This is a genomic window from Pseudomonas sp. GW821-FHT02H06 (assembly GCF_059421525.1).
In genome coordinates this window covers 29,054-44,233 of record NZ_JBWKVD010000018.1, presented here as the reverse complement: position 1 = coordinate 44,233, position 15,180 = coordinate 29,054, and the positions used below count along the sequence as shown (strand labels likewise).

The 15,180-nt window shown below is 60.5% G+C and carries 17 protein-coding genes; 13 read left to right on the top strand and 4 right to left on the bottom strand.

Annotation, left to right across the window (positions count from 1 at the left end; genetic code table 11):
* Positions 1-177: 177 nt before the first annotated feature.
* From xylF to AC07VF_RS22775, 3 genes are all read left to right on the top strand, one after another.
* The gene (gene xylF / locus AC07VF_RS22785; protein WP_192174283.1) at positions 178-1,179 is read left to right on the top strand and encodes a D-xylose ABC transporter substrate-binding protein; all 1,002 of its coding nucleotides are present in this window, start codon (positions 178-180) and stop codon (positions 1,177-1,179) included.
* 224 nt (positions 1,180-1,403) lie between these two features.
* The gene (gene xylG, locus AC07VF_RS22780; RefSeq protein ID WP_495009042.1) at positions 1,404-2,990 is read left to right on the top strand and encodes a D-xylose ABC transporter ATP-binding protein; all 1,587 of its coding nucleotides are present in this window, start codon (positions 1,404-1,406) and stop codon (positions 2,988-2,990) included.
* Positions 2,987-4,123, top strand: a complete 1,137-nt coding sequence (locus AC07VF_RS22775; RefSeq protein WP_495009041.1) for a sugar ABC transporter permease — start codon at positions 2,987-2,989, stop codon at positions 4,121-4,123. Before xylG ends, AC07VF_RS22775 begins: the two co-directional genes overlap by 4 nt.
* 292 nt (positions 4,124-4,415) lie before the next feature.
* Here the strand turns inward: AC07VF_RS22775 and dusA are convergent, their stop codons facing one another.
* Positions 4,416-5,426, bottom strand: coding sequence for a tRNA dihydrouridine(20/20a) synthase DusA (gene dusA / locus AC07VF_RS22770; RefSeq protein ID WP_495009040.1), 1,011 nt, complete (start codon positions 5,424-5,426; stop codon positions 4,416-4,418).
* 458 nt (positions 5,427-5,884) lie between these two features.
* Between dusA and AC07VF_RS22765 the strand changes: the two genes are divergently transcribed.
* The 7 genes from AC07VF_RS22765 to tal all read left to right on the top strand — a co-directional run bounded on the left by AC07VF_RS22765 (position 5,885) and on the right by tal (position 10,838).
* The gene (locus AC07VF_RS22765; RefSeq protein WP_495009039.1) at positions 5,885-6,328 is read left to right on the top strand and encodes a CsgE family curli-type amyloid fiber assembly protein; all 444 of its coding nucleotides are present in this window, start codon (positions 5,885-5,887) and stop codon (positions 6,326-6,328) included.
* A complete protein-coding gene (locus tag AC07VF_RS22760) occupies positions 6,325-6,768 on the top strand; it encodes a curli assembly protein CsgF (protein WP_346626437.1) in 444 nt (147 codons plus the stop codon). Before AC07VF_RS22765 ends, AC07VF_RS22760 begins: the two co-directional genes overlap by 4 nt.
* A gap of 60 nt (positions 6,769-6,828) precedes the next feature.
* Positions 6,829-7,809, top strand: a complete 981-nt coding sequence (locus AC07VF_RS22755) for a hypothetical protein (RefSeq protein ID WP_495009038.1) — start codon at positions 6,829-6,831, stop codon at positions 7,807-7,809.
* A 52-nt stretch (positions 7,810-7,861) separates the two neighbouring features.
* On the top strand, positions 7,862-8,764 hold the full coding sequence (locus AC07VF_RS22750) for a CsgG/HfaB family protein (protein ID WP_495009037.1): 903 nt from the start codon (positions 7,862-7,864) through the stop codon (positions 8,762-8,764).
* On the top strand, positions 8,748-9,257 hold the full coding sequence (locus tag AC07VF_RS22745) for a curlin-associated protein (protein WP_495009036.1): 510 nt from the start codon (positions 8,748-8,750) through the stop codon (positions 9,255-9,257). The genes AC07VF_RS22750 and AC07VF_RS22745 overlap by 17 nt, the downstream gene beginning before the upstream one ends.
* Before the next feature lie 5 nt (positions 9,258-9,262).
* Positions 9,263-9,571: a curli-like amyloid fiber formation chaperone CsgH gene (csgH, locus tag AC07VF_RS22740; RefSeq protein WP_495009035.1), complete on the top strand. Its 309-nt coding sequence runs from the start codon at positions 9,263-9,265 to the stop codon at positions 9,569-9,571.
* Between the two features lie 340 nt (positions 9,572-9,911).
* A complete protein-coding gene (gene tal / locus AC07VF_RS22735) occupies positions 9,912-10,838 on the top strand; it encodes a transaldolase (protein ID WP_346629666.1) in 927 nt (308 codons plus the stop codon).
* Positions 10,839-10,940: 102 nt separating this feature from the next.
* On the opposite strand, the gene rssC is transcribed toward tal, so the two are convergent.
* Positions 10,941-11,423 (bottom strand): anti-sigma factor antagonist RssC, encoded by a 483-nt coding sequence (gene rssC / locus AC07VF_RS22730; RefSeq protein WP_037009276.1) that lies wholly within the window; start codon positions 11,421-11,423, stop codon positions 10,941-10,943.
* On the bottom strand, positions 11,423-12,604 hold the full coding sequence (gene rssB / locus AC07VF_RS22725; RefSeq protein WP_282372705.1) for a two-component system response regulator RssB: 1,182 nt from the start codon (positions 12,602-12,604) through the stop codon (positions 11,423-11,425). The genes rssC and rssB overlap by 1 nt, the downstream gene beginning before the upstream one ends.
* Before the next feature lie 264 nt (positions 12,605-12,868).
* Between rssB and AC07VF_RS22720 the strand changes: the two genes are divergently transcribed.
* Positions 12,869-13,168: a PilZ domain-containing protein gene (locus AC07VF_RS22720; protein WP_192174294.1), complete on the top strand. Its 300-nt coding sequence runs from the start codon at positions 12,869-12,871 to the stop codon at positions 13,166-13,168.
* A gap of 96 nt (positions 13,169-13,264) precedes the next feature.
* Here AC07VF_RS22720 and AC07VF_RS22715 read toward each other — a convergent pair whose 3' ends face one another.
* Positions 13,265-13,966 (bottom strand): MlaA family lipoprotein, encoded by a 702-nt coding sequence (locus AC07VF_RS22715; RefSeq protein ID WP_282372706.1) that lies wholly within the window; start codon positions 13,964-13,966, stop codon positions 13,265-13,267.
* A 201-nt stretch (positions 13,967-14,167) separates the two neighbouring features.
* Between AC07VF_RS22715 and pcrP the strand changes: the two genes are divergently transcribed.
* A complete protein-coding gene (gene pcrP / locus AC07VF_RS22710) occupies positions 14,168-14,803 on the top strand; it encodes an HAD superfamily inactivated hydrolase PcrP (RefSeq protein WP_282372707.1) in 636 nt (211 codons plus the stop codon).
* A 111-nt stretch (positions 14,804-14,914) separates the two neighbouring features.
* A complete protein-coding gene (locus AC07VF_RS22705) occupies positions 14,915-15,178 on the top strand; it encodes a DUF4404 family protein (RefSeq protein ID WP_074885178.1) in 264 nt (87 codons plus the stop codon).
* Positions 15,179-15,180: the final 2 nt, after the last annotated feature.

The window sequence follows — 15,180 nt, the reverse complement described above, 5'->3', positions numbered from 1 at the left end:
CAATGCCGTTGGATGGACGCGATGGGTGAGCAGGACCGGCATCAGAGGGGAATAGCGTTGGTTACATTCTCACGACAATTCCCCGCTCGCGGCGCACAACCAGTATCTACAGTTTCACCGGAAAACCCGTACACGCTCGGACAGTGTCTCTAAACAAAAATAACAGGACGCACCCCCATGAAGAGTTTCAAGACCACCCTGCTCGCCAGTGCCCTGGCCCTGCTCAGCCTGCCCGTCATGGCCGATTCGGCCCATCCGAAAATTGGCTTTTCCATCGATGACCTGCGCCTCGAACGCTGGGCCCGGGACCGCGACTACTTCGTCGCAGCGGCAGAAAAAATGGACGCCAAGGTGTACGTCCAGTCCGCCGATGCCAACGAAGGCAAACAGATCTCCCAGATCGAAAACCTGATTTCCCGCGGCGTCGACGTCATCGTCATCGTGCCGTTCAACGCCACCGTGCTGACCAACGCCGTCGCCGAAGCCAAGAAGGCCGGCATCAAAGTGGTGTCCTACGACCGGCTGATCCTCAATGCCGACATCGACGCCTACATCTCCTTCGATAACGAAAAAGTCGGTGAGATGCAGGCGACCGGCGTGCTCAAGGCGGCTCCGAAAGGCAATTACTTCCTGCTCGGCGGCGCGCCCACCGACAACAACGCCAAGGTCCTGCGCGAAGGCCAGATGAAAGTGCTGCAGCCGGCCATCGACAAGGGCGACATCAAGATTGTCGGCCAGCAGTGGGTCAAGGAGTGGAACCCGACCGAAGCCCTGAGCATCGTCGAAAACGCCCTGACCAAAAACAGCAACAAGATCGACGGCATCGTCGCTTCCAACGACGCCACCGCCGGCGGCGCGATTCAGGCCCTCGCCGCGCAGAAACTCGCCGGCAAAGTGCCGATCTCCGGCCAGGACGCCGACCTGGCAGCGGTCAAGCGCGTGATCGACGGCACCCAGACCATGACCGTCTACAAACCGCTGAAACTGATCGCCTCGGAAGCGGCGAAACTGTCGGTGCAACTGGCGCGCAACGAGAAGCCTACGTACAGCTCGCAGTACGACAACGGCGCGAAGAAGGTCGACACCATCCTCCTGACCCCGACGCCGTTGACCAAGGACAACATCGATCTGCTGGAGAAGGACGGGTTCTACACCAAGGATCAGATCGCGGGTAAGTAGCCTTCTTGTCATTTCGCCCGCTTTCTCAGCAAGTACGGGGGCCATGTGGGAGCGAGCTTGCTCGCGAATGCGGTGTTACAGCCAAAAAGTTTGTCAGGGCTGTCTGACCTCTTCGCGAGCAAGCTCGCTCCCACCAACGCTCATCTGCCGTGAGAGCTGCTGCGTAAAAACCAGTGCGGGCGGAGCTCGATCCCTTACTGGCTGCTTCTGCACGAGATCCCGCAATGTCCGATTACCTGCTGCAAATGAACGGCATCGTCAAATCCTTCGGCGGCGTCAAGGCGCTCAACGGCATCGACATCAAAGTGCGGGCCGGCGAATGCGTCGGCCTGTGCGGCGAGAACGGCGCCGGCAAATCGACGCTGATGAAGGTCCTCTCGGCGGTCTATCCCCACGGCACCTGGGAGGGTGAAATCCTCTGGGACGGCCAGCCGCTGAAGGCGCAATCCATCAGCGAAACCGAGGCTGCCGGGATCGTCATCATTCACCAGGAACTCACCCTCGTCCCCGACCTGTCGGTGGCGGAAAACATCTTCATGGGCCACGAACTGACCCTGCCGGGCGGGCGCATGAATTACCCGGCGATGATCCACCGCGCCGAAGCCTTGATGCGCGAACTGAAAGTGCCGGACATGAACGTCGCCTTGCCGGTCTCGCAATACGGCGGCGGTTATCAGCAACTGGTGGAGATCGCCAAGGCGCTGAACAAACAGGCGCGCCTGCTGATCCTCGACGAACCCTCGTCGGCCCTGACCCGCTCGGAAATCGAGGTCCTGCTCGACATCATTCGCGAGCTCAAAGCCAAGGGCGTCGCTTGCGTTTACATCTCCCACAAGCTCGATGAAGTCGCCGCCGTTTGCGACACCATCTCGGTGATCCGCGACGGCAAGCACATCGCGACCACGGCCATGGCCGACATGGACATCCCGAAGATCATCACCCAGATGGTCGGCCGCGAAATGAGCAACCTCTACCCCACCGAACCCCACACTGTCGGCGACGTGATTTTCGAGGCGCGCAACGTCACTTGCTACGACGTCGACAACCCCAAACGCAAGCGCGTGGACGACATCTCGTTCGTGCTCAAGCGCGGGGAAATCCTCGGCATCGCCGGGCTGGTCGGCGCCGGGCGCACCGAACTGGTGTCGGCGCTGTTCGGCGCCTACCCGGGGCGCTACACCGGCGAAGTGTGGCTGGACGGCAAACCCATCGACACCCGCACGCCGCTTAAATCAATCCGCGCGGGGCTGTGCATGGTTCCCGAGGACCGCAAGCGCCAAGGCATCATTCCGGACCTGGGCGTGGGCCAGAACATCACCCTCGCCGTGCTCGACAGCTTCGCCCACCTGACCCGCATTGACGCCGAGGCTGAACTGGGCAGCATCGACAAGGAAATCGCGCGGATGCACCTGAAGACTGCGAGCCCGTTCCTGCCGATCACCAGCCTGTCCGGCGGCAATCAGCAAAAGGCCGTGCTGGCGAAGATGCTGCTGACGAAGCCACGGGTGCTGATTCTCGACGAACCCACTCGCGGCGTGGACGTTGGCGCCAAGTACGAGATCTACAAACTGATGGGCGCGCTGGCGGCCAGCGGCGTGTCGATCATCATGGTGTCGTCGGAGCTGGCCGAGGTGCTGGGCGTCTCAGACCGGGTGCTGGTGATCGGCGACGGCCAGTTGCGCGGGGACTTCATCAACCAAGGCCTGACCCAGGAACAGGTGCTCGGGGCCGCGCTCAGCCAATCCGGCGACACTGCGTACAACAAAAACAATAACGACCGGCCAGGTGCTGTGGGAGACGCGCGTCAATGAATCAACTCAAGCAACTGTTCACCCGCTACAAAATGCTCGCGCTGGTGATCGCCATCGCGGTGATCTGGCTGTTCTTCAGTTGGCAAACCGACGGGGGTTTTCTGACGCCGCGCAACCTGTCCAACCTGCTGCGGCAGATGTCGATCACCGGGATTCTCGCCTGCGGCATGGTGCTGGTGATCATCAGCGGCGAGATCGATCTGTCGGTGGGTTCGCTGCTCGGCTTGCTCGGCGGCGTGGCGGCCATTCTCGACGTGGTCTACCACGTCCCGCTGCCGCTGAACCTGTGCATCGTCGCCGGCTGCGGGCTGTTGATCGGTCTCGCCAACGGCTGCATGACCGCGTACCTGCGCATCCCGTCATTCATCGTCGGCCTGGGCGGCATGTTGGCTTTTCGCGGGATTCTGCTGGGGATCACCGGCGGCACCACCATCGCGCCGGTGTCGCCGGAACTGGTCTACATCGGCCAGGGTTATCTGCCGCCGCTGGTGGGGATGGTGCTCGGCGTGCTGCTCTTCGCGCTGACGCTGTTCCTGACCTGGCGCCAGCGCAGCAACCGCGCGTTGCACGGGCTGGCCGCGCATTCGCTGGCACGGGATGTGGTGCGGGTCGTGGCGATCGGTGCCGTGCTGGCAGGCTTCGTCTACACGCTGAACAGCTATGACGGGATTCCGGTGCCGGTTCTGCTGCTGTTGGTCCTGCTTGGGGTGTTCAGCTACATCACCAGCCAGACTGTGTTCGGCCGGCGGATCTATTCGGTGGGCAGCAACATGGAAGCCACGCGCCTCTCCGGGATCAACGTGCAGGCGGTGAAGTTGTGGATCTTCGGCATCATGGGCGTCATGTGCGCCCTCGCCGGCCTGGTCAACACCGCCCGCCTGGCCGCCGGTTCGCCGTCGGCGGGCAACATGGGTGAACTCGACGCCATCGCCGCCTGCTTCATCGGCGGCACCTCCATGCGCGGCGGCTCGGGCACCGTCTACGGCGCCCTGCTCGGCGCCCTCGTCATCACCAGCCTCGACAACGGCATGTCCATGCTCGACGTCGACAGTTACTGGCAGATGATCGTCAAGGGCAGCATTCTGGTGCTGGCGGTGTGGGTGGATGTGAGTACGCGGGCGGGACGGCGGTGATGTTTGATGAGCTCCAGCCGCCTCATTTTCAGCGCTTGGCATACCCCCTTCGCGAGCAAGGTGGAGCGCCACCCCGGTCGCGTCCACAGGATGGTGGTCTGGCTAGGGATTTCCGGTTGGCACAAAACCTGTAGGAGTGAGCTTGCTCGCGAAGAGGCCGGTACAGCCGCCGCATTTTCAGCGTCTGAAATACAGCATTCGCGAGCAAAGTGGAGCGCCACCCCGGTCGCTCCCAAACAAGGATTCCCCGTCAAGCCAATATGCGAGCCCGGCGCTGGAAGCAGTAGCCCACTCACCGCCCCTCCAGCAACTCCCCCGCCCGATCCAGCAACCCCAGCGGATCGTCCGTCTTGTGAATGTCCACCGAGAGCATTTGCCGAAACTTGCGCGCCCCGGGGAAGCCGGTGCCCAGACCCAGCACGTGGCGGGTGATGTGGTGCATCGAGCCGCCCTCGCGAAGGTGCGCTTCCACATAGGGCCTCATCAGCGCCAAAGCTTCGGCGCGAGTGATCTGCGGGGCATCGCTGCCAAACAGTTCGCGGTCCACGCCTGCCAGCAGGTACGGGTTGTGATACGCCTCGCGACCGAGCATCACGCCGTCGAAGGTGTTCAGGTGTTCCTGGCACTGCTCCAGGGTTTTGATGCCGCCGTTGAGGATGATCTCCAGCTCGGGAAAGTCCTGCTTAAGCTGCGCGGCGATGTCATAGCGCAGAGGCGGGATGTCACGGTTTTCCTTCGGCGACAGGCCTTCAAGAATGGCGATGCGGGCATGCACGGTGAAGCTGGTGCAGCCGGCATCGCGCACGGTGCCGACGAACTCACAAAGCTGCTCGTAGCTGTCGCGTCCGTTGATGCCGATGCGGTGCTTGACCGTCACCGGAATCGTCACCGCGTCGCGCATGGCTTTGACGCAATCGGCGACCAACTGCGGATGCCCCATCAACACTGCGCCGATCATGTTGTTCTGCACGCGATCGCTCGGGCAGCCGACGTTGAGATTGACTTCGTCGTAGCCCGCCGCCTGTGCCAGCCGCGCACTGGCGGCGAGGTCGGCCGGGTTGCTGCCGCCCAGCTGCAGGGCCAGCGGATGCTCCGCCTCGTCGTGGCGCAAGAAGCGCTCGGTGTCGCCGTGCAGCAATGCGCCGGTGGTGACCATCTCGGTGTAGAGCAGCGCATGCTTCGACAGCAGACGCAGGAAGAAACGGCAGTGACGATCCGTCCAGTCCATCATCGGGGCCACGGAAAAACGCCGTGAAGGCTCGGACGGAAGGCGGTCGGTGCGGGGTTCTGTGATAGGCAGCATGGGAGCAATTAGCAGGTCGGTCGAAGAGGACGGGCATTCTAACAGCTTGCACGCCCGGCTAAAGGGGACGCTGCTGAAACACGCCCCCCCTTGCAGGACCGACTTCACCCGGGACTTGCATAAGCCGGTGGTGAAAAAAACGTTTAACAACTAACTCGACAACACGCAGTCATAACCTGAACTCGCTCTCCAAAGATTAGCAAGCTAACAACCTCCTGTTTAAAGCACCCCTTATTAACTCTCAATAGACGCTGTTTTAATACAGCCCGCTTCCTGGCAGATAATTTGACGCCATTGATTCGCACCCCTCTTGCGCCACCGCCCTTTAAACAAGCTTATTTAAATAAGAACGGAAGTTGACGCCAACAAAATAAATGAACTTTATTTTAATTAACCACTGGCAAAGTATTTTTATTGAGATATAACAAGTAACAACCTGTACCCAAGATCGTACAAACATGACAACTCTTAACGTTATCGGCCTATGGCTGCTGCCCCTGTGCGCCGCAACTACGGTGTTTGCTCAGCCCAGCGTGAATACTTCCCCGACGGTCGAACAACACCGGACGCTTAACCATCGTGATGTCGGCGGCATTGTTATCGGGCAGACCATGACCCTGGCAGGCCGGACGTTTTATGACAGTTTTGCAAACACCTGGCGGGAAAAAGATGAAGCGGAAACATTCACTGTGACCATCACCGAACGCCCTACTGCGCGTTTAGGCAGCCAGGTATTCGTGGATTATGGCAATCGCCGCTTGTTTCAAATGTTCCTGCCGCCCAACCGCACGCTTATTCCGGCCATTGCAGCCGACGCGGCCGGCCAGGTGTACCAGGCCATTCTTGACTATCAATTGGCACAATTCTTTGGCGACCCGGACATGGGACGAGACGAGCTATGAAAGCACTCACTATTAATCGCAGTTTGGTGGTTGTCGCCAGCCTCGCCTTGATGGCCGGCATCTGTTCAGGCGTTCAGGCAAGCGAACTGGCGTATGTGCCGAACAACCCGTCATTTGGCGGCAATCCGCTGAACGGCCCGGTGCTGCTCAATCAGGCCCAGGCGCAAAACCATTACGTCGAGAAGTCTTCATCGTCGGGCGCTTCCGGGCAGACCGCGCTGACCCAGTTCAACAGCATGTTGCAGAGCGCGATTCTGAGCCGCGTGTCGTCGGCAGTGACCTCCAGCATCGTCGGCGCCAACGGCCAGCTGGTGCCGGGCACCGTCGAAACCACCGACTTCCGCATCGCAATTACCAATCTGCAAGGCGGCCTGTTGCAAATCGTCACGACCGACAAGAACACCGGCCAGACCACCCAGTTTCAAGTGAATCAACCGTAACACCCGTCGCATCCGCTACCCCGCAACAACCCACTACAACATTGAATAAGGAAGATCATCATGCAAGCACGCAAGTCTTTACTGTCTCTGGCCATCCTGTTTGCTGTCTCCGGTGCGGCCATGGCCGACTCAAGCACCGTCAACACCACCCAGGCAGGTTCTGACAACGGACTGAACGTCGAGCAGCGCGGCGCCACCCAGTCCACTGTCACCGTTAATCAGAACGGCGGCCGTAACACCGCAGGCGCTATCAATCAGACGGCCACTTACAGCAACCTGACGATCAATCAGACCGGCTACTACAACCTCACCAGCGCCAAACAGGCCGGGAACAACAATACGGGCTCGATCACCCAGAACGGTGGTGGCCCTCAACCGCAGATCGCGAGCCTGGATCAGTCCGGTGATTACAGCAAAGCGACCATCGATCAACAGTCCAACTACAGCACCAGCGCCTCCATCACCCAAGGCGGCGGCAACAACACCGCCAGCACTTCGCAAATCGGCAATAGCACTCGCGTCGGCACGACTGTCTCCCAAGCCGGCAGCTACAACCTGGCGAGCGTCTCGCAGCAGAGCAACAACAACACCGTCACCAGCAGTCTCACCCAGGCGGGCAACGGCAATACCGGAATTGTTTCGCAACGGCATAACTCCCAGCAGGTGTCCGCCACCCTGCAACAGAACGGCAACAACAACCTCGGCTCGATCCAGCAGAACGACACCCTCGTCACCACCGCCAACGCTCAACAGCGCGGCGACTTCAACACGCTTTCCGTTTCGCAGAACGGCGCTTTGCTGAAAGCCGACGTCCAGCAGAACGGCAACAACAACTACGCGTCCAGCACCCAGACCGGCCTCAACAACGAAGAAGCCCTGCTGCAGACCGGCAACAACAACCGCGCTGTCGTGAGCCAGACCGGCACGGGCACTTATCAGTCCGTCAACCTCGTCGGCCTGACCCAAACAGGCAACAACATGGTCGCCAACGTCAGCCAGACCGGCGGCAGCGGCAACAGGGCAACGATCTACCAACACTAAGATGATGTACCCCGCCAGGGTCTGGCGGGGTTTTCTTGCGGGAAGAAAAACAATGCGCGTCCGCCCCCTCATGTTGATGTTCACTGCCGTCATACTGCTTGCCGGCTGCACCACGTCCCGGCCTGCTGCGACCATTTCCCCGGCCACGCTGTCGCCTGCGACCCAGAGCCTGCGTGACCTGACCCATCTGCCGGCACCCGCAGGACCGATCAGCGTCGCGGTGTACGGCCTGCGCGACCAGACCGGGCAATACAAACCGTCCCCCGACAGCTCGTTTTCCACCTCGGTGACCCAGGGCGCCGCGTCGTTGCTGATCAGCGCCCTGCGCGACTCACGCTGGTTCAAGCCGGTGGAGCGCGAGAATCTTCAGGACCTGCTCACCGAGCGCAAGATCATCCGCGCGCTGGAACAGCCCCAGGATCAGGCACAGGTGCAACTGCCTGCCCTGCGACCGGCGAACATGATCATCGAAGGCGCCATCGTCGCCTACGAAAGCAACGTGCGCACCGGCGGCATCGGTGTTCGCTATCTGGGTGTCGGGCCGTCGGAGCTTTACCGCCAGGATCAGGTGACCGTCAACCTGAGGGCGGTGGACATCCGCACCGGCGACATCATCCAGAGCATCACCACCACCAAGACCATCTTCTCGATTCAGGTCGATTTCGGCATCTTCCGCTTCGTCTCCCTCAAGCACCTGCTGGAGGTCGAGACCGGGGTGTCGCGCAACGAACCGGTACAACAATGCGTGCGCGAAGCCATCGAAACGGCGCTGATTCACATGATTGCCCAGGGTGCGCGTGACGGCAGCTGGAACCTGAAAAACCCCGCTGACCTGAACAAGCCGCTGCTGCAGGGCTATCTGCAGAGCTACGACGAACAGATGACCACCTTGCCGCTGGCTGATGCGGAGAAGGACATCGTTGCCACAGGAGATAAGAATGGAACGCAACGCTAAAGGATTCGGCCGGTTCGCAGCGGCACTGCTGCTCACCGGCTCGCTCGCCCAGGCGCAGGATCTGGTGCGCGAAGCACGCTACGCGGACATCACCGTCGGCAACAGCGTCGCCACCATTTTGCAGATCGGCGCCTATAACAATGCGCGCGTCGACCAAAGCGGGGCCCGACAGAATCAGGCCGTGAGTCAGACCGGCAGTCGCAACCAGGCGGTGGTCAACCAGAGTGGCGTGAACAACGCAATCACTGCACAGCAGAACGGCACGGCGAACACCGCGCAGGTCAGTCAGTCGGGCAACAACAACCAGACCGGCGTGGCCCAGCACGGCACCGACAACGCCGCGAGCGTGGTGCAGACCGGCGCCTACAATCAGGCCTTCGTCGGGCAGTATGGTCAGGCGAATCAGGCCAGCGTCACCCAAGCCGGATTCGGCGGCGCCGTCTCCATCAAGCAGTTCGGCGACAACATGAACGCCAGCGCGACCCAACGGTGACCTCGATGATGGACTTCACGCAGTTGGTGGTGACGGTTGACGCCCAGCGCAGTGGTTCGACGGTGGTGATCCGCCCGCACCTGGAAAATCCTGCGCCGCTGACGCTGCAGTACCGAATGACCGTCAGGCAGACCAGCGCGCAAGGCACGTCGGCCATCAACCAGCAGGGCGATCTGCAGAACGGCGTCGCGGCGAACAGCGTGAGCCTCACCCTGCTGGCCGAGGCGACGTGTCAGGTTCATCTGGAAGTCTTCGACCGGACCACGCTGATCAAAGCGGTGGACAGCGATTGCGGCGAGACACCCGCTCGCTGATTAAGACCGCGGCAGGTTTGCGAGGATCAGCCGCTCAGAGCCCCCTGCCCGTGCCAGTCCCTGACCATCGGCGGATTAGATGCCAGGCGCCGGGAACATCCCGGGCGGTCCGGGCTCCAACCAGTCTGGATCGAGTATCCGCCCTCCTCGGGAACCGACAGGCCATGACCCCGCGCCGCCCTTTGTAAAAAGCTCGGATCGCCCGGATCATGGCTGACGCGCAGGCAGGCCGTTTGCGCAAACGCAGGCGTCTAAACCGGCGTGTCTGTCGCGGTTTACGCCCTTGAGTGACCGGCGGCGCTCGGGTAATGTCAGCACAACCACAGGACAGAGCACGCTCATGACTTCCAAGCTGGAACAACTCAAGCAATTCACCACCGTCGTGGCCGACACCGGCGATTTCGCTGCCATCGAAAAACTCAAGCCCGTCGATGCCACCACCAACCCTTCCCTCTTGCTCAAGGCCGCTTCCAGCGACAGCAACAGCGAACGGTTGAAAGAAGCGTTCACCGGCAGCAACAACGACATCAACGTCGCCAGCGACCGTTTCGCCGTCGCCATTGGCCGCGAGATTCTGAAAGTGGTCCCGGGCCGCGTCTCCACCGAAGTGGACGCACGCCTGTCATTCGACACCCAGGCCTGCATCGAACGCGCCGACCGCATCGTCGGTTTGTACGAAGATTTCGGTATCGGTCGCGACCGCATCCTGATCAAGCTGGCGTCGACTTGGGAAGGCATCAAGGCCGCTGAGGTGCTGGAAAAGAAAGGCATCCAGTGCAACCTGACCCTGCTGTTTTCTTTCGCTCAGGCCCAGGCCTGTGCCGACGCCGGCGTGTTCCTGATCTCGCCATTCGTGGGTCGCATCTACGACTGGTACAAGAAAGCCGAAGGCAAAGACTACGTCGGTGCAGAAGATCCGGGCGTGCAGTCGGTGACCCGCATCTACAACTACTACAAGGCCAACGACTACAAGACCGTGGTCATGGGCGCCAGCTTCCGTAACCTCAGCCAGATCGAAGAACTGGCCGGCTGCGACCGTCTGACCATCAGCCCCGACCTGCTGCAGAAGCTGGCAGAAGACAACGGCACGCTGGTGCAGAAACTCAAGCCAGGCAATGGCGGCGAGCCACGCGTGACCCTCAACGAAAGCCAGTTCCGCTGGGCTTCCAACGAAGACGCCATGGCCACCGAGAAACTGGCCGAAGGCATTCGTCAGTTCGCCCGTGACCAGGTGGCACTGGAAAAGATGCTGTCGGCCAAAGCCTAACGCGTCAGGCATGTAAAAAGGGCGGCACCTGTGAGGGTGCCGCCCTTTTTTATTGCCTCGGCTCAGGACCGGGGCGTGTTACTGATCTTGCTGATGGCGCTTCTACTGGTGTTCGAGGGCGTTGACCAGATCACGGAAGGCTTCGCGGTTCGAATCGTTCAAGCCCATGAGGATCTTGTGGGCCTCCAGCACCTTGGCCTTGACCACGTCTTCGCACTGATCCTGGCTCGGCAGGTCGCTCAGGGCCTCAGGGCGGGGAATCGGCCGACCGACGATGTTGAACACCTGATCGAAGCCCATGGACTGCAACAGGCGCGTGATGTCTTCGTGGGTGGTCACGACTGTCGGCAACAACCCGGCCTTCTGGCGCGAGAGGATCGACAGCTTGGCCAGCAGACCGAGGGTCGTGCTGTCGATGCTGCGGGTTTCGGTCAGATCGATGACCACCGTCGAAAAGTTCATCGAGGTGAAGATCCGCTCAATTGTCGCATCCAACGCCGAGCACAGTGTCAGACGTACTTCACCCACAAACTTGAGGACGAATGTGCCATCTTGCTCGGCGAACTGGATTCTACCGGTACTCATTAAAGGTTCCTGCTCAACACTAACAAGGCGATATCATCCGGCATCTCCCCTAGCGTGGCCAATCCAAACGTCTGGCGCAGACCATCCAGGCTGCCCCCCGCCGCCTTGACCAGTTCGGGCAAGTTGGCTTCTTTCTCTTTGAGTGTATCACCTGGCAGAAGGTCTAGAATGCCATCGGACAGTAGCGTCAGACTAAAGGACTCAGGCAGATCGATGACGTGATCCGTGTAAGTCGCTTCGTTGAACAGCCCGACGGGCAGACCGCGCCCCTCAAGGTAATGCGTGTCGCCCGGGGTGTAAAACACCGGCAGCGGCAGATGACCGCCGACGCTGTAGGTCAATTGCCCGGTTTCCTCGTCGATCACGCCGCCCACCATCGTCACGTGCTTGCCCAGCTTGCAGCTGATCAGCCCGCGATTGATGTGGCCCAGCACGTCGGACGGCTTGAACTCCGGCAGGCTGCCGCCGCGCTTGGACTCGAACAGCAGACGCGTGGTCATGAACTTCAGCAGCACGGTGATGAACGCTGACGATGCGCCATGGCCGGACACGTCCGCCAGATAGAACGCAACACGTCGCTCATCGACCCGAAAATAATCCACGAAATCGCCCGACAGGTACAGCGACGGAATGATCTCATGTTCGAATTCGAACGCGTCGATGGCCCAGGGGCTGGTGGGCAGCATGTTCATCTGCACCTGACGGCCTGCGTCCTGGTCTTCCTGCAGCAAATGCAGACTGGCCTCGAGCTCGCGGTTGGCGGTCTCCAGCTTCTGTCGGTATTCCTGGTTTTCGTGAAGCAGGCGCGCCCGATCCAGCGCGCGTCGGACCGAGTGCTCCAGCACGGCGAGGTCTTCGAGGGGTTTGATCAGGTAATCGGCAGCGCCAAGGCGCAGTGCTTCGACGGCATCGCTCATGACGCCCGCGCCAGACACCACGATGACCGGCGTTTCCGGCGCGAGGCTGGTGACCTGACGAATCAGTTCGAGACCGCCCACCTGCGGCATGCGCAGATCGCAGATCAGCAGATCGGGCTTTTCCTGCTCGAAAGTCTGTAGACCCTGCAGGCCATTACCGGCTTGCAGAACGCTGAACCCGCTGTCTTCCAAATAGGCTGCGAGACTCGCGCGCACTACTTCGTCGTCATCGATGATCAGCAGCGTGGCACTGGTTTTTTGCATGTGGGCAAACGGCGCCAGATTAGGTTGGCGTAGGCGGCTGGTTGCAGTCAGCCCGCGTACTGGATTCGCTTCTAGCCTCTCTGGCTCAGGTAGCGGACTTTTGGTCAAACGCTTCACATGACAGAGCTGCCCTTCAAGGCGCAGACGGTACTCCCATCCGCCTGGCGTTTCAAGCGGGCCCCGCTGCCGAGCGGTGTCTTTACATCGCAAATCGCCCGGAGTTATAAGAACCCTTAAATCAGCAATCAAAACAAAGGATGTGCCATGGGCCAGCTCGATCGCGATTACGAAGAAAAACGGGATTACATTCGCATGCGGGTCGATGCGGACATCAACCTGATCTACGCCGGCCAGATTATCCCGGCGGTCTGCGTGGATCTCTCCAGCTCCGGCATGCAAATACAGGCGCCCCGCTCATTCCAGGTGGGCGACAAGATCAGCGTGAGCATCGATTCCGAGCACGCCGCGCTCAAGGGCCTGGAGGCCGATACCGAGGTGGTGTGGATCGCCGACATCGACGGCGGCGAGCAGAAACTGGGGCTGACGATTCTGGCGATGAAGTGACGGCAGCCCGGAACTCCGTCACATTTTCGAAAAATAGCGAAAATAAAAAGGCGACCCTCGGGTCGCCTTTTTAGCATCGTTTTGCAGACCGCTGGATCAGAAGTCGTCGACGACCTTGCCGTCTTTGACCTTGAACTCGCGGTTCTGCAGGTAAGCGTTGCGGATGAAGATGTACTTGTCACCATTGATCAGCTTTTCAGCCGACAACAGGCTGGCGCGGGTGTCGACAACGCTCACGCCCAGCGCAGTGTTGCGCGTCGGCACGTGATCGATGTAACGCCAAGGCTGAGTATAGGTGTCCGGGTATTTGGCGAACGCGTCACGCACGGTACTTGGACCGAACAGCGGCAGCATCACGAACGGGCCGCTGGCAACGCCCCAATGACCGAGGGTCTGGCCGAAGTCTTCGTCGTTGCGCTGCAGGCCCATCTTGGTGCCCACGTCGAAGAAGCCGAGCAGACCAAAGGTGGTGTTGAAGATCAGGCGGGCGGTGTCGACGCCGGCGGCTTCAGGTTTGGCCTGGAGCACATCGTTGGCAAAGTTGGTCACTTCGCCGACGTTTTTGAACATGTTGTGGATGCCGTCTTCGAGGAACTGCGGCGTGATGAACTCATAGCCTTGGGCAATGGGCTTCAGCGCGTAGGTGTCGACGGTGTCGTTGAAACGGAAAATCGCACGGTTGACGCCTTCCCACGGATCTTCGTCTGCCGCATTTGCAGCCATCGGCGCCACGGCCAGGCTGGCCCACACGCACGTTCGAATCAGACGATTGATAAAGCCAGCACCGTTCTCGGGCATAGCTGAGACTCCCAGTCAAAGTAATCAAGTGGGCGCTACGCCCCAAACCAAAGGCGAGAGTATAAAGCGTTCTGTGACTATTTACGTCGCTGAAATGGTCGGTGTTTTGTAGGGCAATAAACATCCTGAATCACTATCATCGTTCGGTCATCGATTTGTCATGGCAATCCCTTAGCGTCATCGGCTTTGAGAGGGAATGCCATGCTCGCCCCAGTTGCCGTCGCTGCGCCGTCGTTCACCGCTGTATTGTTCGGATTGAGCGGTTGCCTCGTCGACTTCGGGGCACAGGCGCGCACGCTGCTCGGGAGTGATGGCAAGTCTCTTGTCTCGCAGGACGCCCAGCCATTCGCAACGCTCGCGCCCGGTGCGATCAACGCGTTGAAGCATCTGAAGCAGCTCGGCATTCCCTGCGCCTGGATCGATGAATACCCCTCCTCTATCACCGACCAACTGGCTGCGCCACTCGGCACTCTGGTTCTGCCCACCCCCACGCCGACCAACCGCTGGCCCGCGCCTGATGCGTGCTGGCAGGCGCTGATGACCCTCGGCGTCAGGCAACTGGACGGTTGCGTGCTGGTCAGCGGCGATCCGCGTCTGCTCATGGCCGGGATCAACGCAGGACTGTGGACGGTCGGGCTGGCGTCCTGCGGGCCGCTGTGCGGTTTGTCACCCGAGCAATGGGAGGCGTTGAGTGATCTGGATCGCGAGCGCCGTCGCGGCCGCGCCACCCTTGAGCTGTATGCCGCCGGCGCGCATTCGGTCATCGATCACTTGGGCGAACTGGAGTCGTGTCTGGCGGATATCACGCTGCGCCGGCAGAAATCAGAAAAGCCTTGAGCTGACTGAGGTCATGCACAGCGGCCGGGAGTGGATTAGTCTATGACCGTAAAGGACCTTTGCCTGCGCATTGCGGTCCATCGTGAGACTCATCAGATTAAGGAAGACCCCATGTCCGTCAGTGACTTGCAACTACAACTCAACACGCTGCGCGAGCAACTTGAGCAGAATCCGCAGCTGACGCTGGAGGAGCGCGGGAATCTGACCGAGGTCATGGAGCAGATCCAGGCGCAGATCGAACTCGAAACAGTCTCTCAAGACCCGAGTATCTCCGATGGCGTCAACCTGGCGGTCGAGCGGTTTGAAGTCGATCACCCCACCATTGCCGGCACCCTGCGCAATGTATTGGTCACCCTGGGCAGCATGGGGATCTGAAT

Bases quoted from the DNA above. Each gene is read 5' to 3' on its own strand.
- xylF (WP_192174283.1), top strand. From the start codon at position 178: ATGAAGAGTTTCAAGACCACCCTGCTCGCCAGTGCCCTGGCCCTGCTC.
- xylG (WP_495009042.1), top strand. From the start codon at position 1,404: ATGTCCGATTACCTGCTGCAAATGAACGGCATCGTCAAATCCTTCGGC.
- AC07VF_RS22775 (WP_495009041.1), top strand. From the start codon at position 2,987: ATGAATCAACTCAAGCAACTGTTCACCCGCTACAAAATGCTCGCGCTG.
- dusA (WP_495009040.1), bottom strand. From the start codon at position 5,426: ATGCTGCCTATCACAGAACCCCGCACCGACCGCCTTCCGTCCGAGCCT.
- AC07VF_RS22765 (WP_495009039.1), top strand. From the start codon at position 5,885: ATGACAACTCTTAACGTTATCGGCCTATGGCTGCTGCCCCTGTGCGCC.
- AC07VF_RS22760 (WP_346626437.1), top strand. From the start codon at position 6,325: ATGAAAGCACTCACTATTAATCGCAGTTTGGTGGTTGTCGCCAGCCTC.
- AC07VF_RS22755 (WP_495009038.1), top strand. From the start codon at position 6,829: ATGCAAGCACGCAAGTCTTTACTGTCTCTGGCCATCCTGTTTGCTGTC.
- AC07VF_RS22750 (WP_495009037.1), top strand. From the start codon at position 7,862: ATGCGCGTCCGCCCCCTCATGTTGATGTTCACTGCCGTCATACTGCTT.
- AC07VF_RS22745 (WP_495009036.1), top strand. From the start codon at position 8,748: ATGGAACGCAACGCTAAAGGATTCGGCCGGTTCGCAGCGGCACTGCTG.
- csgH (WP_495009035.1), top strand. From the start codon at position 9,263: ATGATGGACTTCACGCAGTTGGTGGTGACGGTTGACGCCCAGCGCAGT.
- tal (WP_346629666.1), top strand. From the start codon at position 9,912: ATGACTTCCAAGCTGGAACAACTCAAGCAATTCACCACCGTCGTGGCC.
- rssC (WP_037009276.1), bottom strand. From the start codon at position 11,423: ATGAGTACCGGTAGAATCCAGTTCGCCGAGCAAGATGGCACATTCGTC.
- rssB (WP_282372705.1), bottom strand. From the start codon at position 12,604: ATGCAAAAAACCAGTGCCACGCTGCTGATCATCGATGACGACGAAGTA.
- AC07VF_RS22720 (WP_192174294.1), top strand. From the start codon at position 12,869: ATGGGCCAGCTCGATCGCGATTACGAAGAAAAACGGGATTACATTCGC.
- AC07VF_RS22715 (WP_282372706.1), bottom strand. From the start codon at position 13,966: ATGCCCGAGAACGGTGCTGGCTTTATCAATCGTCTGATTCGAACGTGC.
- pcrP (WP_282372707.1), top strand. From the start codon at position 14,168: ATGCTCGCCCCAGTTGCCGTCGCTGCGCCGTCGTTCACCGCTGTATTG.
- AC07VF_RS22705 (WP_074885178.1), top strand. From the start codon at position 14,915: ATGTCCGTCAGTGACTTGCAACTACAACTCAACACGCTGCGCGAGCAA.